This is a genomic window from Candidatus Sericytochromatia bacterium (assembly GCA_035285325.1).
Classification (GTDB): domain Bacteria; phylum Cyanobacteriota; class Sericytochromatia; order S15B-MN24; family JAQBPE01; genus JAYKJB01.
The window spans coordinates 1-20755 of the sequence record JAYKJB010000129.1; the positions used below are offsets into that span (position 1 = coordinate 1).

17 protein-coding genes are annotated in these 20755 nt (G+C 68.0%); 7 read left to right on the plus strand and 10 right to left on the minus strand.

What is annotated here, in order from left to right:
- Window positions 1–140: 140 nt before the first annotated feature.
- The 3 genes from VKP62_15740 to VKP62_15750 all read right to left on the minus strand — a co-directional run bounded on the left by VKP62_15740 (window position 141) and on the right by VKP62_15750 (window position 5587).
- Window positions 141–1352 carry a S8 family peptidase gene (locus VKP62_15740; GenBank protein ID MEB3198648.1) on the minus strand — a complete coding sequence of 404 codons (1212 nt, stop codon included), beginning with the start codon at window positions 1350–1352 and terminating at the stop codon, window positions 141–143.
- Between the two features lie 495 nt (window positions 1353–1847).
- Window positions 1848–4466: a GH3 auxin-responsive promoter family protein gene (locus VKP62_15745; GenBank protein MEB3198649.1), complete on the minus strand. Its 2619-nt coding sequence runs from the start codon at window positions 4464–4466 to the stop codon at window positions 1848–1850.
- The gene (locus tag VKP62_15750; GenBank protein MEB3198650.1) at window positions 4463–5587 is read right to left on the minus strand and encodes an enolase C-terminal domain-like protein; all 1125 of its coding nucleotides are present in this window, start codon (window positions 5585–5587) and stop codon (window positions 4463–4465) included. The genes VKP62_15745 and VKP62_15750 overlap by 4 nt, the downstream gene beginning before the upstream one ends.
- 96 nt (window positions 5588–5683) lie before the next feature.
- Here VKP62_15750 and VKP62_15755 point away from each other — a divergent pair, with 96 nt between their 5' ends.
- The gene (locus VKP62_15755; GenBank protein MEB3198651.1) at window positions 5684–6592 is read left to right on the plus strand and encodes an SAM-dependent methyltransferase; all 909 of its coding nucleotides are present in this window, start codon (window positions 5684–5686) and stop codon (window positions 6590–6592) included.
- Between the two features lie 157 nt (window positions 6593–6749).
- Complete coding sequence (locus tag VKP62_15760; GenBank protein ID MEB3198652.1) at window positions 6750–7853, plus strand: M48 family metallopeptidase; 1104 nt, start codon at window positions 6750–6752, stop codon at window positions 7851–7853.
- Between the two features lie 18 nt (window positions 7854–7871).
- Here the strand turns inward: VKP62_15760 and VKP62_15765 are convergent, their stop codons facing one another.
- The gene (locus VKP62_15765; GenBank protein ID MEB3198653.1) at window positions 7872–8792 is read right to left on the minus strand and encodes a proline dehydrogenase family protein; all 921 of its coding nucleotides are present in this window, start codon (window positions 8790–8792) and stop codon (window positions 7872–7874) included.
- 204 nt (window positions 8793–8996) lie between these two features.
- Between VKP62_15765 and VKP62_15770 the strand changes: the two genes are divergently transcribed.
- The 5 genes from VKP62_15770 (at window position 8997) to VKP62_15790 (ending at window position 14317) form a co-directional block, all read left to right on the plus strand.
- Window positions 8997–9500 carry an HIT family protein gene (locus VKP62_15770; GenBank protein MEB3198654.1) on the plus strand — a complete coding sequence of 168 codons (504 nt, stop codon included), beginning with the start codon at window positions 8997–8999 and terminating at the stop codon, window positions 9498–9500.
- A gap of 108 nt (window positions 9501–9608) precedes the next feature.
- On the plus strand, window positions 9609–10259 hold the full coding sequence (locus VKP62_15775) for a PilZ domain-containing protein (GenBank protein ID MEB3198655.1): 651 nt from the start codon (window positions 9609–9611) through the stop codon (window positions 10257–10259).
- A gap of 29 nt (window positions 10260–10288) precedes the next feature.
- On the plus strand, window positions 10289–11530 hold the full coding sequence (locus tag VKP62_15780; protein MEB3198656.1) for a Bcr/CflA family multidrug efflux MFS transporter: 1242 nt from the start codon (window positions 10289–10291) through the stop codon (window positions 11528–11530).
- Window positions 11527–12723: an MFS transporter gene (locus tag VKP62_15785; protein ID MEB3198657.1), complete on the plus strand. Its 1197-nt coding sequence runs from the start codon at window positions 11527–11529 to the stop codon at window positions 12721–12723. The genes VKP62_15780 and VKP62_15785 overlap by 4 nt, the downstream gene beginning before the upstream one ends.
- 25 nt (window positions 12724–12748) lie before the next feature.
- On the plus strand, window positions 12749–14317 hold the full coding sequence (locus VKP62_15790; GenBank protein MEB3198658.1) for a hypothetical protein: 1569 nt from the start codon (window positions 12749–12751) through the stop codon (window positions 14315–14317).
- 264 nt (window positions 14318–14581) lie between these two features.
- On the opposite strand, the gene VKP62_15795 is transcribed toward VKP62_15790, so the two are convergent.
- The 6 genes from VKP62_15795 to VKP62_15820 all read right to left on the minus strand — a co-directional run.
- Complete coding sequence (locus tag VKP62_15795; GenBank protein MEB3198659.1) at window positions 14582–15781, minus strand: hypothetical protein; 1200 nt, start codon at window positions 15779–15781, stop codon at window positions 14582–14584.
- A gap of 13 nt (window positions 15782–15794) precedes the next feature.
- Window positions 15795–16652, minus strand: a complete 858-nt coding sequence (locus tag VKP62_15800; protein ID MEB3198660.1) for a hypothetical protein — start codon at window positions 16650–16652, stop codon at window positions 15795–15797.
- Window positions 16653–16686: 34 nt separating this feature from the next.
- Window positions 16687–17889: a hypothetical protein gene (locus VKP62_15805; protein MEB3198661.1), complete on the minus strand. Its 1203-nt coding sequence runs from the start codon at window positions 17887–17889 to the stop codon at window positions 16687–16689.
- A gap of 78 nt (window positions 17890–17967) precedes the next feature.
- A complete protein-coding gene (locus VKP62_15810) occupies window positions 17968–18600 on the minus strand; it encodes a hypothetical protein (protein ID MEB3198662.1) in 633 nt (210 codons plus the stop codon).
- A gap of 534 nt (window positions 18601–19134) precedes the next feature.
- On the minus strand, window positions 19135–20523 hold the full coding sequence (locus tag VKP62_15815; GenBank protein ID MEB3198663.1) for a phosphatase PAP2 family protein: 1389 nt from the start codon (window positions 20521–20523) through the stop codon (window positions 19135–19137).
- 14 nt (window positions 20524–20537) lie between these two features.
- Window positions 20538–20755 (minus strand): chloroperoxidase (locus tag VKP62_15820; GenBank protein MEB3198664.1); only part of this gene is annotated, 218 nt, incomplete at its 5' end.

Sequence of the window (20755 nt, forward strand, 5' to 3'; positions counted from 1 at the left end):
TTTCTACTTACCCATCCGCGAAAAGGACTAAGCAAAAAAACGAATCATCGTCGCGAAGGTCAGAAGGGCCAGCCGGAAGGTGCGGCAGGGTCCAGGCCCTGGGGACCCGCGCGATGGCGCGTCCCCAGGGGCCTCAGGCCTTATTGAACGGCGCGCAACGCGTTGATGCGACCGTGCCCGAAGGTGCTGTCGAAGCCCTTGGCACCCAGATCCTGGGAGCCGCGCTCGATCCGCTCGCGGATCGTCTTGGCGTCCAGGTTCGGGTACTTGGTCTTCACCAGGGCCGCCAGACCCGCCACGTGCGGGCAGGCCATCGAGGTGCCGCTGAAGCGTTCGTACTTGCCGCCGGGAATGCTGGAGAGAATCAGGTCACCCGGCGCCGACACCGAGATGTGGTTGCCGCGGCTGCTGAAGTAAGCGATCGCGTCCTTGGAATTGGTGGCCCCGACCGCCATGACGCCGGCGATCGCCGCCGGGTACTGCGGATCCTCGTTGCCCTCATTGCCCATCGCGGCCACCACCAGGCAGCCCTTGTCCTGGGCATAACGCACCGCATCGACCAGGGTCGACGAGGTGGAAGGACCGCCCAGGCTCAGCGAGATCACCTTGGCGCCCTGATCCGCGGCGTAGATGATGCCGTTGGCCACCGTCGAGTAGCTGCCGGACCCGTCGCCGTCGAGCACCTTGACGCCCAGCACGGTCACGTTGGGGGCCACGCCGACCACGCCCCCGTCATTGATGCCGCCAGCCGCACTGCCCGCGCAATGCGTGCCGTGCTCGTTGTCGTCCATCGCGTCGGCATCGTTGTTGATGAAGTCGTAGCCCTTCAGCGTGCGGCCCTTCAGGTCGGGGTGGTTGTAATCCACCCCGGTGTCCACGATCGCCACCTTGAGGTCGCGAGCGCCGGTGGTGATGCCCCACGCGCGCGGCGCTTCGATCTTGGCCATGCCCCAGAGCTTCGGCAGCAGGTCGTCCTTGCTCGACGCGAAGCCGATGCCTGGCACCTCCGGCGTGGTGAAGGCCTTGGCGGGATGGTCCGGCTCGATGCGGGCGACGCTGGGCTCGGCACGCAGGGCCTTGCCCAGCGCGTTGGCGTCCGACGTCCGCACCACCAGGGTCTCCAGGCGCGCGATGCGCCCGACCACATTCAGCTTGTGACGCTGGGTCACGGACTGACGGCCGGCGGCGTCGCGAAACTTGACCAGCAGGTGGCGCGGCGCGCGGGCCGAGGCCTCAAACGCCTGGCTGGTCTGGCCATTGGCCAGGGGCGAGGGGGCGACTCCGCAGCCGGCAAGCGCCAGGGCCAGCAGAGAGAGTCCCCAACGGGGGGACGACGAAGTGTGCGACACCATCTGAACCAAACCTCCGGAGTTAGAAGCAAGCCAAACTCACGCCGTCGGAGACCTGCGGGCCCCTCGAACGGCTTGCCGGACCATGGTAGACGAGTTTAAGAATAATAATCCGATATTTAACTACTCGTTAACCATTCATTGTTCATCACAGCCCTGGCAGCGAGGCGGGGGGCGCTTGGCCACGGCGGCTCGGAGGCGCGGCGACGGCGCCCATCCGAGCTCGCCTCGCGACAACCTCCAGACGGCCGGAACGCCGGCGCTTCCGGCCGCGTTCGGCATGCGAAAGGGGCCCTCCCGAAGGAGGACCCCTAAACTGGCCGCGGCGACAAATAGAATGATGGTCTGGAAGTAATGGGCTGGGATCAAGCTGCGAATGTTGGAAGTTGCGACCAAACTTTTCGTTGACGCCAGGCTAGCAAGCCCGGGTCGGGGCATACTGTATCACGGGTCACCTGGGGTGTAAACCGAGCCATAAGTGACCTGGCCAGGAGGCCCTCACACCTTCCCCAAACGCCAGGATTCCCAGTCGAACGCGAGGTCCTCGCGTCGTTGCACGTGAATGAGCTTGACCTGACTCTCGCGCTGCCCGTGCTCGGCCTGGAAGCGTCTCAGCGCGGCAAAACAGCCTTCTTTCACGCCAATCGCCCGGGGCGGCTGCAGGCGACCACTGTCCCGCTTGGCCGCATATTCCAGGTTGATCGCCGCCAGTTCGCCATCCAGCGCCGCGGCCCAGCGGGCCAGGGCTGTTTCATCCAATGAGCCGGATTCGACCAGGACGAGATAGCCGGCGGCCTCGACATCCGCCAGGGCCAGCGCCTCGATCCCACGATAAGCGGGGGTGTGCTCGCCGAGCCGCACCACGGCCGTGAGAAACTGCTGCTCGTAGAGTTTCTCGCCCGTGATGCTGGTGACGCCCTTGCCCTTCTGCAGGAAGAGCAGGCGCGGCACGCCCTCCGGTCGCTCGCTGACCCGCACGATGTCGTTCATGTGATAGCGGTACAGGCCGTATCCGGTGGTCACGAACAGGTAGTAATCCTGCCCCGTTTCGAGTTCGTCCAGCAAAAGAAAGCGCGGCTGCCCGCGCTCCCAGTCCGCCACCGGGACAAACTCGTACACGTAATCCACCAGGTTGGGCATCCCCCCGACGGCCCCGTCCGAGAGGGGCGTGGTGCCGCGAAACTCCGAGGCCAGGTAGCCGATCTCGCGCCAGACCACGGAGGCGGAAAACAGCCCTTGGAGCTTGGCAAAGGCCAGGCGGCAGCCCCCCCCCTGCCAGCAGGCCACCATGCGGGTGTTGGGCCAGACCTGCCCCAGCGGTAGGGCGCCGGTGGGATCCTGGCGGGCCAGCGCCCGCAACTGGTCGGCGCGCCCGGGCACCGGTCCGAGGCGCCCGCGCAGGGCTTCCCGCAAGGGAGCAGGCAAGGCGTCGGCGCGAAAGAAGCCGCCTGCCTCCAGATCGGCCAGCAAGGGCGCCAGATGCCGATTCAGGAGTTCCTGGACCAGCACCAGGGTGGAGGGGTTGACCGACCCGATGAAGCTGATGCCGGCCTCGGCGATCGCCAGCCGCAGAATCAGCAGGTACTTGAGCTCGGCATCGTGCAGTTCGAACACCTCCGGCGGCACCACATAGGCACGCCGCACCAGCGTCGGCAGGGTCTGGTACACGTGCCCGGAGGTCGAGCCAAAGCTCCGGCCCGAGGGCAGCTTGCCCTCCTCGGCCGCGCCCACGAAGGCCAGGTACTGCCCCTCGAACAGCTCCGGACACAGCTTCAGCGAGTGATACAGCCAGAGGTCCTGCAAGCGCCGGTAGGCCGCGAAGGCCGAACCGGTCACGGGAATCAGCTTGGGCTGCCCCGTGCTGCCGCTGGTCAGGGCATAGAAGCGCGGCGGTTCGTGATTGAGCCGCGGCTCGCCCGTGGCTTCCTGCTGCTCGATCCAGGGGCGCAGGTCCTCATAGCCGTGAACCGGCACCTGGCATTGAAAATCGGCGATCGTCCGAATGGCCGCAAAGCCGTGCTGCCGACCGAAGGCCGTCTCGCGCTGCGCCGCCAGAATCGCCAGCAACACCCGCGTCTGCGTGGCCCGCAGGTCGCGCTGGGCGCGCCGCAGGCGCCGCTGCGCCAGGCCCCCTTTCCAGCGGATGCGCGCCACGATCAGGCGCCTCAGCAGCCAGGCCCAGAGGGGGTTCCCGGAGGGGGCGCCCGCCTGGTCGAGCCCCGCCTGAAAGGGGGCCCAGAGCTGGGCCCAGAAGCCCTTGGGATAGTCGCGGTTGATCAGGCCATATTCCAGGGGGCCCTGACCGTGCGGCAGGTAGTAGGTGCCGAACAGCTGGTCGTAGAGGCTGAGCTTGTTGCCGTAGTTGGTGTTCGATTCGGCGATCGCCCGGGAGTGGTGAAAGCGGTGTTGCTGCGCGCTGGAGATGATCCGGTTGAGCGGGCCCAAGCGCAGGTCGATGTTGGCGTGCTGGAAGAAGCCATTCACGGCGTAGAACAGAGCATAGAGGGCGATCGCCTCGCGCGGCGCACCCAGCGCGAGGAACAGCAGCGATTCGCTGAACATCTGCAGGAACTTGTCGAGCGGATGAAAGCGCCCCACATTGAACCAGTAGACGCGCGGCACGCTGTGGTGGACGGCGTGAAAGCGCCACAGCCAGGGCCACTCGTGCGACCAGCGGTGCACCCAGTACTTGCCGAATTCCCCGATCAGCAGCAGCAGCACGAACTGAGCGGCCAGCGGGAGCTGGGCCCAGGCCCCCGGCGCGGCCGGCGGCACCGCCTGCAGCGTCTTGATCCAGAGCCACACCCAGGCCCCCTCGGCCAGCCGCACCAGGCCCTGCTGCACCAGCACCAGGTAAAGGGCATCGTCCCAGGAATCCCGGCCAAAACCACGCCACTCGCGCTTGAACGGCAGCCACCACTCGCCCAGCGCGATCAACGCACCGCCCACGCAAATGGCCAGGAAGACGCGCAGGTCGAGCGCCAGGGGCGACCAGGCCCCGAAGCACGCGAAGCAGATCGTGATCACGGCCGGATAGAACATAGCGCGGATCAGCATCCCGGCAGGGCCGGGCGGCGCCTCATCAGGCAGGGAGCACACGGGGGCCGGCACGCTCACGGCGCCACCTCCCGCAGGCCCCAACCGGGACGCCCTGCCACATCACCCAGCCCCAGCCGGCCCGCCTGGCCGAACTGCAAGACCGGGGCCACCACCTCGCGCGCCAGCAGCAAGGTACCATACGCGCCTTCCTGGGCGACCAGACTGGGGCCCGCCGCCTGCGCCAGGGTCAGTGCCGCTCGCGTCAGCACCGAAGTTTCCCCCACCTGCGCCCCCACCACGATGCCCCAGCCGCGCCGCTGCGCCTCGGCCAGGCAGTCCAGGGCGCGCAGCAGGCCCCCCAGCTTGGAGACTCGCAGGTTGGCCATCCAGCGCGCCTCATCGCCCTCATGGGGGATGAAATCGGCCAGCCGACACAAGCTCTCATCCAGAATCACCGGCAGTTCCAGCGCCCGCCCCAGAGCCGCCTGTTGCTGGGCCGCGAAGGCCGTCAGCGGCTCTTCCACGGCGAACAGCGGCAGGTCCCGCCGGAACTCGTTCAGCGCGGCGATCGCCCCGTCGGTGTCCGCGCCCCAGGCGTTGTTGGCATCGACGCGAACCCGGATACCCGAAAATGGACGAGTCAGCCGGGCAAAGAGCTTCCCCGTGCGCAGGTTCTGCGCCTGATCGGTCGTCAGCTTGAGCTTGAAATCGCGCATGCCCCGCGCCAGGTAAAGCAGGGTCAGCAGGCTGAACTTGAGCCCCGTCTCATCGCCGAGCACGGCCGTGTAGCGGAAGGGGCCCGTCAGTTCGGCGAGCCCCAGCAGGCCCTCCACCGTCTGCCCACGTTCCTGGGCGAACAGGTCCAGCAGCGCCAGTTCCACCGCGCACCAGGCCGCGGGGTGGCGGTCGATCACCTCACGCTGGGCCACCACCAGCGCCCGCAAGGCGGCGAGATCGGGCAGCGTCGCCACCCAGGCGCGGGCCGTGCCGTCGATCCAGACGAGCGCCTCGGCCGGGCTTTCACCGGTCACATAGGCGCGCGGCGCCCCTTCGCCGAGTCCGACAAGCCCACCGCGGGTGGCCGTCACCCAGACGCTGTCCGAAACCTTGCGTTCGGCCGAGGCATGCTTGAAGCGGGTGCGAAAGGGAATCTGCAGGGGCTGCGCGCGGATCGCGATCGTGATCTCGTCAGGCTTCACGCGTACGCCCTCATCGCAGGCATCCTGACACGCGCCCTCGTGGGCCGCCATCGGCGACACGGACGATCCGGCTCAGCATCTGGTTGAATCATTCCCATGCACGCAGACAAACCCAGCCGAACGGCCCTGATCGTGAGCCTGGCCGTCCTGTTCAGGCACCTGGAGCCGGCCTTCCGGACGCTCACCGTCGACGTGACGGTGAACCTGGCCGAACGGGCCCTGCTGGAATTCATACCCTTGGGCGGCCGCTGGCGCGCGTGGCTTGCGGCCAAGCCCGTCCGGCAGCTGGTCGAGGCCGTCGAACGGCTGGTTCTGCCGGGCTTCATGACCCACGTGGTCTGCCGCAAGGCCTGGATTCGCGAGCGGGTGCTGGAACGGTTGCCCGACTGCCCCCACCTGGTCGTGGTCGCTGCGGGGCTGGATGGCCTGGCGGCCTCGCTGGCGCAGAGCCGGGCCGAGCTGCGAACCGTGGAGGTCGATCACCCCGCCACCCAGGCGCTCAAGCGGCGCCTGCTGGGGGCGGAAACGGCCTCCCGGATCGCCTGGCAAGGCGTGGATCTGACGACCGAGCGGCTGGAACAGGCCCTGGCGGACGACGCGGGCGCCCGGAGCGTCTTCGTGGTCGAGGGGCTCACCATGTACCTGCAGGAAAGCGAGGTCCGGCGCCTGTTCGAGGGGCTGGCGGCGCTGGCCGCGCCGGGTTCGGTCTGCGTGTTCACCTTCATGGAACCGGATGCCCGCGGTCAGATTCGCTTTCAGCGCGCCGGCGCCTGGCTCGATCGCTGGCTGCGCCTGGTGAAGGAGCCCTTCCGCTGGGGCCTGGCGCGGACGGCGCTGAGGGACTTCCTGGCGCCCACCGGCTGGCAACTGGCCGAGGTGGCGGAATCGGCCGCCATGCTCCCCGCGTCGCGGGCCGACGCGGCGATCGCCCGGGGCGAGTGGCTGGCCGTGGCGGTCAGACGTTCGCAGGATGAAAGCCCCTGCGAGGGTGCCACGAGGCCCTGATAGCGGCCGGATAGGTTCGGCCCGGCGGCCAGAGGAAGGGGGCGGCGCGAGGGGCACAGGCCCGGCCCGAGGCTTGCGGCGACCCGTACCGACTGGGTAGCATCTGGAGGCGCCCCGCGCCATTGCTGCCGCGTGAGGCCACTCGAGGAGAACGCCCATGCCACACCACGTGACGCTCGACGTCTCCTATCCCAGCCGAGGTGGGCGTCGCACCGTGGCGGTCACCTTCCACGCGGCGAGCGTGGCGATCGCCTGGGACGCCGACACCGTGCTGGAGCTGGACTACACCCATGCCCAGACGGGCCTCGGCGGGGCCCACGACAACCAGCCGATGCTGACCCTGGTCGGCCCCGAGGCCGAGGCCGTGCGTCTGTACTTTCCGGACCAGGCCTGTTTTCGGGCTGCCGCCGCCTGCTGGCCGGCCCCGCTGGCCCAGGCGGCGCAGCGCCAAGGCCGCAAAACCTGGCGCAACCGGGCCTTGCTGGGGGGCCTGGCGGGCCTGCTGGCGGCCGGCTGGTTCGCCCGCGGCCTCATGCTGGATGGCCTCGTGGCCCTGGTGCCCACCAGCGTCGAGCCGAAGCTCGGACGGGCCGTCACGGCCAGCATGCTGCGCGGCAAGGAGGTCTCCAACCCCGTGCTGGTGCAGGCCGTCTCGCAGATGGGCCAGGCCCTGGTGAAACAGACCCCCGGGGCGCAGGTCTACACCTTCCGCTTCCACGTCGTGCGAGAAAACTTTGAAAACGCGTTTGCCGCGCCGGGAGGCGAGGTGGTGGTCACGACGCCGCTGCTGGCCCGCGCCGAGAGCGCGGATGAGCTCGCCTGCATCCTGGGGCACGAAATCCAGCACGTGGTGCGGCGCCACAGCACCCGGGCGATGGTGCGCCAGCTTGGCGTGACGACCGGATTCATGCTGGTCTTCGGCGACGCCGCCGGGGCGGCTGCCACGATCGCGTCGATGGGCCTGCAGCTCTCGGGCCTGGCCTTCGACCGCGACCAGGAGCGCGAATCGGATCGTGTGGGCCTGCGCTGCGCGCACGCGGCCGGCTACGACCCTCTGGCGATCACGCGCTTTTTCAAGCGGGTCGACCGGCAACGCGACGAGATGGACGACGCCCTCTCGTTCCTGTCGACGCACCCGGCGCCGGCCGAGCGCATTCAGACGATCGCGCAGCTGGCCAAACAGCTCGGCCCCGTGCCCCGAGGCGTCAAGCGACCGCAGGTCGACTGGAAACAGGTGCAGCGGGCGGCGCGCAACCCCTGAACGGCCAGAGGGGGTGAATCAGCCCTTGACGGCGTTGTGCAGCAGGAACCAGACGTTGGCCGGACGTTCAGCGAGGCGCCGCATGAAGTAAGGGTACCATTGCGTACCGAAAGGCACGTAACAGCGCATGGTGTAGCCCTCTTTCACCAGGCTCTCCTGCATGTCCCGCCGGATGCCGTACAGCATCTGGAATTCAAAGCGTTCCAGGCCAATGCCCTGGGCCTTGGCGTGGGCCTTGCCGGCCTCGATGATGGCCATGTCGTGGGTGGCCAGACCCGGATAGTAGCCGGCCTCCATCAGGCGCTTCATGCAGGCGACGTAATTGCGGTCGACCTCGGCCTTGTCGGCGAAGGCCACCTCGGCTGGTTCCAGATAGGCCCCCTTGCACAGCCGCACCCGCGCGCCGAGCCGGATCATCTCCTCGACGTCCTCGGCCGTGCGGTAGAGATAGGCCTGCAGCACGATGCCGACGTGCTTGCCGTGGGCCGCGTGCAGGCGCTTGAACATCGCCAGCGTGCGTTCGGTGTAGGCGCTGCCTTCCATGTCGATGCGCACGAAGTTGCCGTGCTGGGCGGCCCGCTTCACGACGCCGGAGGTGACCTCGAAACAGAGGTCTTCGGAGAGATCGAGGCCCATCTGGGTCAATTTCAGGCTCACGTTGGTGTCGAGCCCGGCCTCGGCGATGCGGTCGACGATCGTCTCGTAAAAAGCCCCCGCCTGGCGCGCCTCATCCTCGGTGTGGACGTTCTCGCCGAGCAGATCCAGCGAGCCCTTGATGCCCGCGCCGTTGAGTTCGCGCACGGCCGCAAGCGCCTCGTCGAGCTTCTCGCCCGCCACAAAGCGCCGGGTCATCGCGCGCGTCACAGGGTTGCCCACGATCAGCTTGTATAGCGCGTTGTTATCGGCCAGCGTCAGAAACGTCTTGCGCATCAGGGTCATCGGTGCGGCTCCTTCTACGCCCAGTGTAGCACTGCCGGCCGTCCGATTTCAGTGCCACGATCAGCGTGGCAGAACGCGCGCAAGGTCCAGTTCCCTGGAACGGGCATGGCTCACGGCAGCGGCCAGCGATCTGGCCTAAGCTGAGGCATGAGCCTGTCGCGAGCTGACGCCGGGCCAGCGCCCGATCCCCTGAGCATGCCCCCCTTGGAACCTTCGTCTCCTCCCGCTGCGTGCCCCGTCTGCGACGCGCTGCTCGCCCCGCGCGACGTGCCGGGCAGCCCCTTCGTGGCTGAACTCAAAACCGGGCAACTGCTATTTGACCTTCACCCGCTGCAAGAGGGCCACCTGCGCTTCGTGGCCAAGTCCCACGTGGCGGACCTGTTGCAGCTGCCGGACGACGAGCGGCTGGCGCTCTGGGGGGACCTCGACCTGGTGGTGCGGGCGGTGCGTGTGGCCTTTCAACCCCAGCGCCTGAACCTGACATGCAGCCCGGATGGCCTGGCCACGGGCCACCTGAGTTGGGACCTGGTGCCGCGGTATGCGGACGGGGAAGACGAGGCCCTGCCCTTCTGGCAGCTGCCTGGTGCCGATGAGGCCCTTTCCGAGGAAAGTCTGGCCGAGCAACGGCGCCGCCTGCTGCGGGGCTTTCTCAGCGTGGCCCCGGTCCGGCGGGAAACCCCTCCAGTGAAGCGTGGGCGCGGCCGATAAGATCCCGGTGGGGACACGGGATGGGGACAACATGTAAAATTCACGTAAAAGTCGATTGGCTTTTCGTCAAATTCCATTGGTTTCGCCGTTCCATCGGATGCTGTCGCCATGATCGATCCGCACGCCCTCCACGAATTCGAATTCGCCTACGACCAGCCCGTCGACCTGATGCTGCCGGGCGTCACGCGCATGCACTACGCCCGCGTGCTCGACACCTTGGATGACGAGGTGCTGGTGCGCGTGAAGGACATGACCGTCCTGAACCCACCCGATGATCTGCGTTTTTGCTTCGGCCACAAGAGCTGGTACTACCGCGTGCAGGTACCGCTCAAGGCCTACTACGGGCCCTGCTGGTTTCTGGGGCTGCCGCCAGCCGACAAGGCGGAAAAAATTCAGCGCCGGCGATTCGTGCGCATCCGCTTCCAGGAGACGCTCTACGCGCTGGCCTCCAACCCGATGGGCGAGACCAGCGGCAAACCGTTCGCCCTTCACCTGGACAACATCAGTGCGAGCGGCTGCCTGGTCTTCGTGGAAGAGGAAGAATTGCCCGAATACATGATGGTGCTGCTGGCCTTCCCCGGCATGGTCTCCGTGTCGCTGTTCGCGCGCGCGGTCTACCGGGCGCGCCGACGTGATGGTCGGGTCACGATCGGCATCAACTTCGAGGGCATTCCCCCGGGGCTGCAAGATGAGTTTGCCCGCGCCATCAGCGAACAGATTCGCGTGCACCTGCTCAAGGGACAGGACATCACGGTCTAGTGGGCGTCCCCTCCCCCCGCCTGATCGCGATGCTCGGGGCGCTGATGGCCTTCCCGGCGCTCTCGATCGACATGTACCTGCCGGCCTTCCCCGCGCTGGCGCAGGACCTCCAGGCGACGCCCGGGCAGGTGCCCTACACCCTCTCGGCCTTCTTTCTGGGGCTCGCGCTGGGCCAGCTGCTGCACGGGCCGCTGGCCGATCGCCTGGGGCGCAAGCCGCCCCTGTTGCTGGGCATCTTGCTGTACGTGCTGGCCTCGCTGGGGTGCGCCATGGCCCCGGGCATCGAAGCCCTGACGGCCTGGCGCTTCCTGCAGGCCGTGGGGGGCTGCGCCGGCATGGTGGTGGCGCGCGCGGTGGTGCGGGACCTGTGCGAGCCCACCGCGGCCGCCCGGATTTTCTCCTGGATGATGCTGGTCATGGGCCTGGCCCCGATCCTGGCGCCGCTGGGCGGCGGCTGGCTGCTGGAGCTGGCCGACTGGCGGGCGATTTTCTGGTTCCTGGCCGCCTTCGGCCTGGCCTGCCTGGTCGCGGTCACGGCCCTGCTGCCGGAAACCTTGCCGCCCGCCGGGCGGGTGCCGCTCTCGCCCGGCGGCGTGGCGCGGGTATATGGCCGCCTGCTGCAGCACCGGCGCTTCATGGCCTTTGCCCTGGCCGGCACGTGCTGTTCGGCGGGCATGTTCGCTTACATTGCGGGCTCCCCCCACGTCTTCATCACGCTGTACGGCGTACCGGCCAACCAGTACGGCCTGTATTTCGGCGCCAACGCCGTCGGCCTGATCGCCCTATCACAGCTGAACCGCGGGCTGGTGACGCGTTATGGCGTCGAAGCGGTGCTGGGTGCCGGCATCACGGGCGCTGCCCTGCTCGGGCTGGTGCTGTGGGGCTGCGCCTGGACGGGGCTGGGTGGCTTCTGGGGGCTGCTGGTGCCGCTGTTCGGCTACGTGGCCATGATGGGGCTGATCTCCCCCAATGGCATGGCGCTGGCCCTGGGTAGCCAGCGCAGCCACCACGGCCAGGCCTCCGCCTTGCTGGGCACGGTCCAGTTCACGCTGGCCACCGGCTCCGGCCTGCTGGTGGGCGCGCTGCCCCACCATTCGGCCCGGCCGATGACCACCCTCATGGCGCTGTTCGGCCTGGCCGGCCTGACGGCCTTCACGCTCGCGCGCCGCACCGCGCCGGACGCGGACCCGGCGAGCCGCGAGGGCGCCTCCGGCGAGGAATCAGGCGCCCCCGCGCCCGGCACCCCGCATGCGGTGGCGCCAGGCGCATGAGTGGAGAATTTTCCTCGCTCTGGCGCGGCCCGGGTTTCCGGCGGCTCTGGCTGGCCCAGTGTGCCTCCCAGCTGGGCGATCGCCTGGTGTTCGTGCTGCTGGTGGCGGCCCTCAGCCAGCACCACGCCCCGCCCAGCCAGCTGAGTCTGGCGCTGGCCCTGACCTCGCTGCCTCACGTGTTGCTGGCCGCGCTGGCCGGCCTGCTGGCCGATCGCCTGGAAGCGCGCCGGGTGATGCGCCTGAGCAACATGCTCCGCGCCGTTCTGGTGCTGGGGCTGGGCCTGTTCGGGCCCGGCCAGCTCGGGCTGGCGATCGCCTTCGCCACCGCGATCGCGATCGCCGCCCAGCCCTTCACGCCGGCCGAGGCCGCGCTGCTGCCCAGGGCCGTGGCGCCCGAGCGACTGATGCAGGCCAACGCCGTCAGCGCCCTGACCACGGTGGTGATCCTGGTGGTGGGCGTGAGCCTGGGCGAACCGCTGGTGCAGCAGGGTGGCTTGTGGCTGGGTAGCCTGGTCGCCAGTGGCGCCTTCGGGCTCGGGGCCTGGCTGCTGCACGACCTGCCGGTGGCGCCGCCCAGCGGCCCCGCACCGGCCGTCGTGCCCTGGCCGCGCCAGTTCGTGGCAGGCCTGCGCTACCTGCGGACGCGCGGCGGCCTGCGCCGCACGATCGCCTGCCAGGTGGCGATCGTCTCGGCCTTCGCCGCGCTCAGCGTGGTGGCGATCGTGGTGGCCCAGCAGGTCTGGCGAACCGGCTACGGTGGCTTGCTGGCCGCTTGCGGGGCTGGACTCGGCACGGGCGCCTGGCTGATCGGGCGCTGGGGGCCGGCCTGGCCGCGCGACCGGGCGATCGCCGCGGGCTTCGTGGCCACCGGGGCGATCCTGGTGGCATTGGCGGCCGTCGGTCCTCAGGAACAGGGCCTGGCCTTCGGCCTGACCTTCGCGCTGGGCATCAGCGCCGCGATCGTCGGGGTGCCGCTGCAGACCCGCCTGCAGCAGCGCGTGGAGGAAGCCGTGCGCGGCCAGGTCTTCGGCCTGCAGCAAACGGTGCTGAACGCGCTGGCAGTCGTGCCGCTGGCGGGCACGGGCTGGCTCTTGGAGCGCGTCGGCAGCGCCGCCGTGCTGGCCGGGCTCGGCAGCGCCCTGGCCCTGGTGGGGCTGGCCGCGGCCTGCTTTCCCCTGCCCGACAAGGCCTGACCGCGCCCGATGGTATCATTTGGGCATGCACGAACACCCGCCGGCCGAGCTGTCCGCCCTGCTGCAGCGCCATTTCGAGACCCGCTACGGCGCCCGCGACGATGAGGCCCACCTGGCGACGTGGGCTCCCGGCGCGCTGCTGGTGGCCGACGGCCAGAGCGTGGCGCACACGGAAGCCAACCGCGCGCGCATCCTGGCGGCCTGGGCCCCCATTCCGCGGGACCGCGAACCGCAGTTGCTGGCGCCGAGCCTGCGCGACTGGCAACCGCTTGATGCCCGGCGCGGGCTGGCGGTGGTCGATCTGCGCGAGGCCGTGACCGGCACGCCGCTGCTGGCGGCACTGGGGCTGGTCCACGGCGAGGCGGGCTGGCAGGTGGAATTCGCGAGCTTGCTGGAAGACGCCCTGCAGCCCTGGGAGCGGCAACGCCTGCGGGCCCTGTCGGAACTGGCCGGCCTGCGCAGCGCCACGCTGGAAGGCCCGATCAGTTCCCCGCTGGAGGCCTCCTACCGCCGCCTGCATCGCCTGCCCAAGCGGCGCTTGCTGGCCTTGCCCGAGACACACTTCAGCTGCGCCGGCACCGGGGCCTGCTGTCGCCACGAACTGACGATCGGCCTGGACGCGGGCAGCGTGGCCTTTCTGGAGGCGGTGGACTGGCCCGCCCTGATCCCCGCGCTCGGCCCGGGGCCCTACGTGCAGGCCTTGCCGGCCGAGGCCGCCGGACTGGTGAACTTCCAGCACAAGCTGGCGCGTACGGCCGATGGCCGCTGTCGCTTCCTGAGCGACGATCAGCGCTGCACCATCCACGCGCTGGCGGGCCGGGCGGTGTTCAAGCCCTGTCACGTCTTCCCCTATCGCTTTGCCGACACGCCCGACGGCGTCTGCGTGACGGTCAACGCCATGTGCCCCACCGCCCGCCTGGCCAAGGGGGCCCCGCTGGCCGCCCAGGAGCAGGACTTGCGCTCACGCCTGGCGGTGGCCGAGGTGCTGCGCGCCGAGCGCTTCTACCTGCGCCCGGCCGAGGAGGTCCCCTGGGAGGTCTTCCGCACGATCGAGGGCCAGCTGCTGGAGCTGCTGCTGGGCGAAGCGCCCATCAAGCAGAAGCTGTGGGTGGCGCTGCGCTGGCTGCAAGTCCGCCTGCAAGACCCCGAGGCCGGCGTGGCCCGGGCCTGGTACGAGGAGTCGATACCGCGCCTGGGCTGGCTGCAGCGGATGGCGTTCGGGCGCTTCGGCAAGCTCTTCGACCCCTGCTTCAAGGACCTGCGCGGGGTGGCCCGGGGCACCACGACGCTGCGCGACCACGAACAGGAGCTCTCGCACTTCTTCCGGGCGCTGCTCTTCTCCAAGGTCACGACCTACCCCTACGGCCTGGTGGCCGGGCTGAACTACCTGGTGCTGATCCATCACCTGCTGGAACGCCAGAGCCGGCGCCACGCCGCCAAAGGCATCTCGGAAGCCTTCTGGCGCGAGTTCTACGCCGTCGTCACCTCCGGCACCCTGCTGCCCGTGCTGCAGGTCTGCCACCGCACCGCCGCCACCGGCTTTGCCCGCCACGCCGGTGACCCCAGTTTCGGCCTGGCGTTGCTGCGCATGTAGGCGCAACTGAGCTCGGGAGGCGAAGCAGGCATCGCCTGCCATGTGCGCGGAGGGGCTGCGCGCTGGCTGATATGGGCCCCGCTGCAGTAACCATCAAGCGTGCCGTTGCCTCGCTGAGGTTAGCTTCTGATGGCAGCACGACCGGACAGTAACCACGCATAAAAGTCTCTCGCCCCCGTGACGGACCACGGAGGCGAGAGAGAGAAACCGGACCATTGAACGCCTGCAAGCGAGATGGCTGTCCACCCCACTTGCAGGATAGATCTACTGGTACTGAATGTAGATGTAGATCGTACGCCCGTTGAGCGTGTAAGTCTTGAAGGAGTTATCCAAGTTCCTAACAACCTTGAACCCGCGCTTGGTCGTCCCATTAGGCACCGACTGCCCTTGGTCCATGATGGAGCTCTCGGGTGTGGCCGTGAAGGCCGAGAGAGAAGGGCACGAGCTCGTGCTGCCGAGCGGCATTGTCACCACGATCTGTTTGTTAGCCGAGATGCTGGCAAACTTGTTCTTGACGTCAGTCTCAAGCGTTGAGGTCGCAGTCAAACAGGAACTGACCAGGTAGGTATTCAAAGCTTGAACTGCCGCCACTTCAGCAGCACCACCGGCCTGCGGCGGGGCGGTAGCGGTCGCCAAGAAGCTGATCGCCACGGTTTCCGTGGCCGGCGGCGAGACGCTCAAGGTCGCGAGACCATCGGCACTCACCCACTCACCACCAGACACCGACGCCGTGGTCGCCGAGGCCGCCGAGTTGGGATACGCCCCCGTGTCGGGGTCCGGGAACCAGATCCCCAGCGTGGCCGTCACGGGCAGCAGGCTGAGCGTCAGCTTTGCCTTGGTGGGCAGCACCGACCCGGTCAGATCCAGCTCCGTGGTCGACTCCGCAATGTCGGACAGCAACAGGGGCGAGGTCGCGGTGGGATTGGCAGTCGGGTCATAGACGGTGGCCGGCACCACGCCGGCCCCATAAGCCCGCACGATGGCACGGTGGACCACGCCCTTCTTCAGGCCACGAATGGTGGCCGTGGGCGGATTGGTGGAGGAAATACCAGAGGGAAACGTGAAAATCTCCCAGCGCGAATAGGTCGAGGTCGCCCCAGCTGCCGCGTACGGAAAGAGAGCCGCAGAGGCGGGCGCGGGCACCATCTGGACCCCGGTCTGGGAGACGCCGTTCGAGATCACCTGGATCGTGATCGCGCGCACCTGGGACGCCACATTCGTCAACACCTGCGCCGAATTGGACGACACGGCAACGGAGGCGACCACGTCGGTGGCCACCGGGGTGGCCTGCAGCGAATAGCTTTCAGCAGCACCACTGCGAATCTTCAGCTCCACGGGCAAGTCGACCAGATCGCCGGTGCGCGAGGAAACGGCGGCAGGCCCACTGCCCGCAAAGGGAAATTCAACTGGCGCGGTGCAACCGGCCAAGACAGCCAAGGCTGCCAGAATGTGAATTGGCTTCATACAGCAGGGCTCCTTATGGCAACGCCGGCGTCGCGACGACATCGATCTGGCCGAAATCCAAGGTGCCAGACGAAGAGGTCATGTAGTTGGGATCCAGGGTGAAGGAGGCCGCGGTGGTCAACGTGGCAATGGGCGTGGAGCCGTCGTAACTCTCCAGCGTGGCCAGGTACACGTGGCCCACAATCAGGTTGCCGAAGATCGCCGCCCCCGAGGTGCCGATCAGGTCGCCACTGACGGAGGAAGCCTGCAAGCACCCGTCTGGCAGATTCGGCCCGGTGGCGGTCAGATCGGCCAGACTGATGCGCATCTTGCTGACGCCAGGGTAATCGGAGTAGCCGTTGACTTGCCAGTTGCCGACCACGGGCCTCGGCTTGAATTTGATCTTCAGCCGTTGCGCAATGGCCAACGGCCGCACATGGTTGGCCCCATCGACGCCGAAGCGGGTATCCAGCAGACTGGTCGCCGTCTCGTTCTGGGAGACCGTCAGCTCCGAACCCAAGCCGTAGGCCTGAATCCAGACGGTGGCCGTGGCGTTAGGCTGCAGGTCACTCAGACGCACCGTGGAGGAGGCATCCAGCGAACCGTTCAGGCCATCCAGTACGTGAACCGTTGGGGTGCCGGGGTAATCCACGTGAATGGCCATGCTGGCGATGTCATCGAGTTCGTAACCGCCCGCGATGGGGATGTCACAATCGCCCTGCGCGGCCAAACGCCGCTTCCCGTTGGGCACCACGTCGAAGGAAACCGGGAGCGAAACCCGGTCGCCGAAGGTCTGGGGCGCCAGGCGCTCCAGGGCTGCGGGTGCGGCGCAGCTGGCCAGCAGAGCCGCGATACCCAACGCCGCAGCGGCTTTGGTCTGAGAACGTGCCATGGATGCCTGTCTCCTGTTTCGCACTGAACGACAATTAGGGCAGCAGTTGGGTGCAAGGACGCGTGGCCCCGGCGTTGATGCTGGGATCCGAGAACTCACACGTCAGGGTCGCCGATGGGTTCTGGTCTGCCAGGTTGCCCGCCACGACGGTGACTGGCCCGGAGGCCGTCAGGGTGGTGAGCGGCGTGGGCGTGGGTTCGCTGCGCCGACCGCCACCCGAGAACGGGGTCTCCGTCGGTGATGGGACTGGCGTCGCGGTAGGTCCAGCGGTCGGGGTGGAGGTCGGCGTGCTGGAGGGTTGGTCGTTTGGCACGAACTGGCCGGAGCCGAAAGTGCCCGATACCGTCTTGCCCGACTCATCCGTGAACGAGAAGGAGCCATCCAGCGTGATCTTGATCCGACCCAGCGGGAAGTCTTCCTGGGTGATCGCATCCAGGTTCTGGTTCTTGGGAGGCGCCTCTTGCTTCTGGATCTCAGAGAATTGCTTGAGCAAGCTTTCCACGCGACCGAGCAAGGGGTCCACCTGCCCCACCCCATCGAGCAGGGTCTGGAATTTCGCCGTGGGGTCGAACTCACCGCGATCATCCAAGGCTAGGGCGATCTGGTCCTGAACCGCAGACTTCTGGTTCAGGCTGCGTTCCAGGTCGGCGATCGCCTCACTGGCAGCCTTCATGGCGGCGCCCAAGGCATTCGCAGCGGAATTGCCACGCAACTGGAAACTGGTTTTGAGCACCCCCTCGAACGACTTGGCGGCGGAAGTGGTCGCCGCTGTCAGCTTCAGGTTGATGGTCAGCTGCAGCAAGCGGGTCGCCTCGGCTTGCAACAAGCGATGCTTGGCCGACTCCGGCGCGCCGCCGACGGTTCGGCCGGTGCCATCGACCAGGCCCACCAAGGCCCGTCCGTCCCACTCGGCCACCACCTTGATCACCTGGTCAGTCGTGATGACGGGCAACTCGTAATCGAAGCGCCCTTGCCCATCGGCCAGGGTCCGGGAAGCGACCGCCGGACGCGGCATCCCTTGCTCCGAGTAGGGCACGAGCACCAGTTCCTTCCCGGTGGCCAGATCGAATGCCCGCATGTGGGCGTTGGGCACCGGCGCGTCGTTGAGCGACACGACGCCCTTCAGGCGAAAGCCGCGAGCCGACGCCGGCGCCACGGCGCCGGTGGGGTTGATGCCCGCGAAAGGCGTACAACCCATCACCGTGCAAGCAGCGGCAATCGCGGTCAAGATGAGCAACTTCTTATGCTGTATCAATGGTGAACCCTCGAAGGTGCGAAGTGGGAAAGCCAAACCAACGGAGCGAATGGCCGGGAACTACTGGGCGGGAAGGTGTTCGGCCGTGGGTGAAGCCGCGCTGTTCGTCTGAACCTGCAAAGCGCCGCTGCCAAACTGACCCGCATAGCAGCGGTTGGCCAGGTAAATCGTGATGGTCTTGCTGGCCGTGGCGCCCTGCGCAGGGCTGGTCACCTGGATGGTGCTCGAACCGCCGGCCGTTCCGTTGTACTGGCTCTCGACCAGCACCGCCGGATTGGTGACCCGCGCATCCTTGCGATGGTAAGCCTTCCAGCTGATGTCCAGATTGGAGGCCGCAGGCACCGAGAGCGCCACCGTGTTCAGGGCGGAACTTGCCACGCTGCTCACCAGCACCGGTGCGTCGCTCGAACCCGACAACTTGGAATAGAAGTCGACCCGTTCCAATCGTGCCGCAGTGAACGCGCCGATCTCATCGACATTCAAGATGTCGGTCGAGGTGCCATTCTCCAACACGGCGGTCGAGACGCAGTCCTGGGCGGGAGCCACTTGCAGGCGATAGCTGCCCGACAAGTCGGCGACATCCACGTTCAACTGGACACGACTCTGCCCTTGCGGCGCAGCGCCAGGCCACCAGGTGCAACCCAGCGCGGTCGCACAAGCCATCACGACGAGCGGCAAAACTGCTTTGTTCATCCGTTTCCCCTTCAAGGCAGCGTTCAGTGACCATCTCAGAGCAAGCTTGAGAACTGACTCTTACAATCCCGAGCAGTCCTTCTCTATCAGGACCGAGCGGTTCTTCTCGGAAACGCGCGACAGCATGACATAAATTCGCTTGTTTGTCCCGAACGCGCCAGGCGCCGAGCGAGTCAGGCCACGTGATGTTCCGGCACGGTGACTTCGCTCACAATCGTGTCAGGATGCTGAAAAGAGGCCTGCCGGGGCGAATCCGCCCGCCCCCCCCTAAAACCCGAAAACCTTATCCCCATTACATTTCAAGCAATTTTTTTAAGTTTCATTTCGGCAAAGTCCGTTTTTTGCGTGATACCGCGTGTGCCCCGAGTCAACCAGCAGCGTAAGGCTGAGCGCGCGGTCGAAGCGACAAGGTGCGCGCCTGGTCCGCGCGAGCGCCACCGGCGCCAAACCCGTGAGGCGCGACAGAAGCCAAGGCTGATCGGTTCTGAAAGAGGCCCCCAGGCGAAGCAAGCGACGTGACTCGACGCGCCTCTTTCAGGGCAGTCCATCGGCGCGCGCGCGCAGCAGGGCCGCCTCGGCAATGCGCTGCCCGAGCTGCTTACCGTCCTCGTTGTCGCGGCGATAGTGGATCCCGCCATAGAGACGGGACTCGGCCGCCTCCTCCGCCATCGCCCGCACCCGCGCGGCCTCCTCCGGAAAAACCGCCGACAAGTAGGCCGCGGCCGCCATCGAACACGAGGAATGGCCGGAGGGATAGGAAGGATGCGGCGGCGTCATCACGAACGACTTGAAATTCGGGTCGGCCATGTTGGGGCGCGGCAGCAGGATCTGGTACTTGTTGCGCCATGTCGTGATGAAGGTGTCGGCCATCAGGGCATGGGCATAGCCGAGCACGCGGGCGGCCCGGGGCGTGTTGAGGCCGTGGGCGCGCACGAGCGGGCGGATGATGTCGTTCCACTGGGCGGCCGGGGCATCCAGGTTCCACTTCAGCGCGATCGCCTTCTGCTCGGCGGTCAGGTTGCGCCCGACCGTCTCCACCTCGTCGAGACCCGCCTGAAAACCTGGCTCGCCCGGAAACGGGGGCCGCGGCAGCGAGTAGGCCGCAGGGTCCGTGAGCAGCCAGGGGCGCCAGCTGCCGGCCAGCGGCTCCATCGGCCCCGTGTGGGTCCACTGGCCGGGCTGGACGGCCAGCGGCAGGCTCGGCTTGACGCTGCTGCCGTCCTCACGGGCGCGGGCCACCACCTGGGCCGCCACGGCCTCCCCGATCGCCTGCCCGGCGATCACGTCGCCGCGCAGGTTGGCCCCGGCGGCGATGCGGCTCTCGGCCGCGGCCCGGGCACGCCCCAGCAGGTCGTTGCGCTGCTCGGGGAACACCTCGGCCAGCGCGGTCGCCGCGGCATAGGCGATCGCCGCGTGCTCCGAGGGATAGCTCGGCACCCCCACCTCTTCAGGCAGGACCGGCTGGAGCGTGGGGTCCAGCCGGGCAGGCGCGGCGCGCCGATGCCGCGCCTTGGCGGCCCAGACGGCCAGGGTCGCGTCGTAGATGGCTGTGTGCGCCATGGCCAGCGTGCGCGCGGCCCGCGGTGGCACCAGGCCCGCCTCGATCGTCATGTCGCGCGCCGTCTCGCTCCAGCGCACCGGCGCCGGTTGACTGTTCCAGTAGGCCACCGTCTCGCGCTCCCCGGCCGTCAAACGCCCCAGCCAGGCCTTGACCTCGGCCAGATCGGCCGCCTGCCGGGCCGTCTCCGGTGCCGGGTCCGGCAGCGCCGCCATGTCGCTCACCACCAGCGGCCGCCAGGTCGCAGCGCCCGCTTCGACCGTCAGAGGGGTCTCCCCCGGGGCGGGTCCCACCGTCGCCGGACTGCTACAGGCGAGCAGCCCGACGATGGCAGCCAGCGCCAAGCAGGCGGCACGGCCGAGCATTCTCCCCACCCCGCTCATTTCGCCTCGCGCTCGTAAGCGTCGGCGTGCAGGTCGCCGACCTGCTTGCCAAGGTTCACGCCATCCACGCAGTCGGTGCGGAAATGAATGCCGCCCCAGATGCGCGAGTTGGACATCTCGTCCCGCAGGGCCTCGAAGCGCGCCGCTTGGGCCGGAAAGGCGCGCGAGAGCACGGCCGCGCCGGCTCCGGAAAAGGTGCTGTGGCCGGACGGAT

Coding starts and splice junctions, on each gene's coding strand:
- VKP62_15740 (MEB3198648.1), bottom strand. CDS start 1,352: ATGGTGTCGCACACTTCGTCGTCCCCCCGTTGGGGACTCTCTCTGCTG.
- VKP62_15755 (MEB3198651.1), top strand. CDS start 5,684: ATGCACGCAGACAAACCCAGCCGAACGGCCCTGATCGTGAGCCTGGCC.
- VKP62_15760 (MEB3198652.1), top strand. CDS start 6,750: ATGCCACACCACGTGACGCTCGACGTCTCCTATCCCAGCCGAGGTGGG.
- VKP62_15765 (MEB3198653.1), bottom strand. CDS start 8,792: ATGACCCTGATGCGCAAGACGTTTCTGACGCTGGCCGATAACAACGCG.
- VKP62_15775 (MEB3198655.1), top strand. CDS start 9,609: ATGATCGATCCGCACGCCCTCCACGAATTCGAATTCGCCTACGACCAG.
- VKP62_15780 (MEB3198656.1), top strand. CDS start 10,289: ATGCTCGGGGCGCTGATGGCCTTCCCGGCGCTCTCGATCGACATGTAC.
- VKP62_15785 (MEB3198657.1), top strand. CDS start 11,527: ATGAGTGGAGAATTTTCCTCGCTCTGGCGCGGCCCGGGTTTCCGGCGG.
- VKP62_15790 (MEB3198658.1), top strand. CDS start 12,749: ATGCACGAACACCCGCCGGCCGAGCTGTCCGCCCTGCTGCAGCGCCAT.
- VKP62_15795 (MEB3198659.1), bottom strand. CDS start 15,781: ATGAAGCCAATTCACATTCTGGCAGCCTTGGCTGTCTTGGCCGGTTGC.
- VKP62_15800 (MEB3198660.1), bottom strand. CDS start 16,652: ATGGCACGTTCTCAGACCAAAGCCGCTGCGGCGTTGGGTATCGCGGCT.
- VKP62_15810 (MEB3198662.1), bottom strand. CDS start 18,600: ATGAACAAAGCAGTTTTGCCGCTCGTCGTGATGGCTTGTGCGACCGCG.
- VKP62_15815 (MEB3198663.1), bottom strand. CDS start 20,523: ATGCTCGGCCGTGCCGCCTGCTTGGCGCTGGCTGCCATCGTCGGGCTG.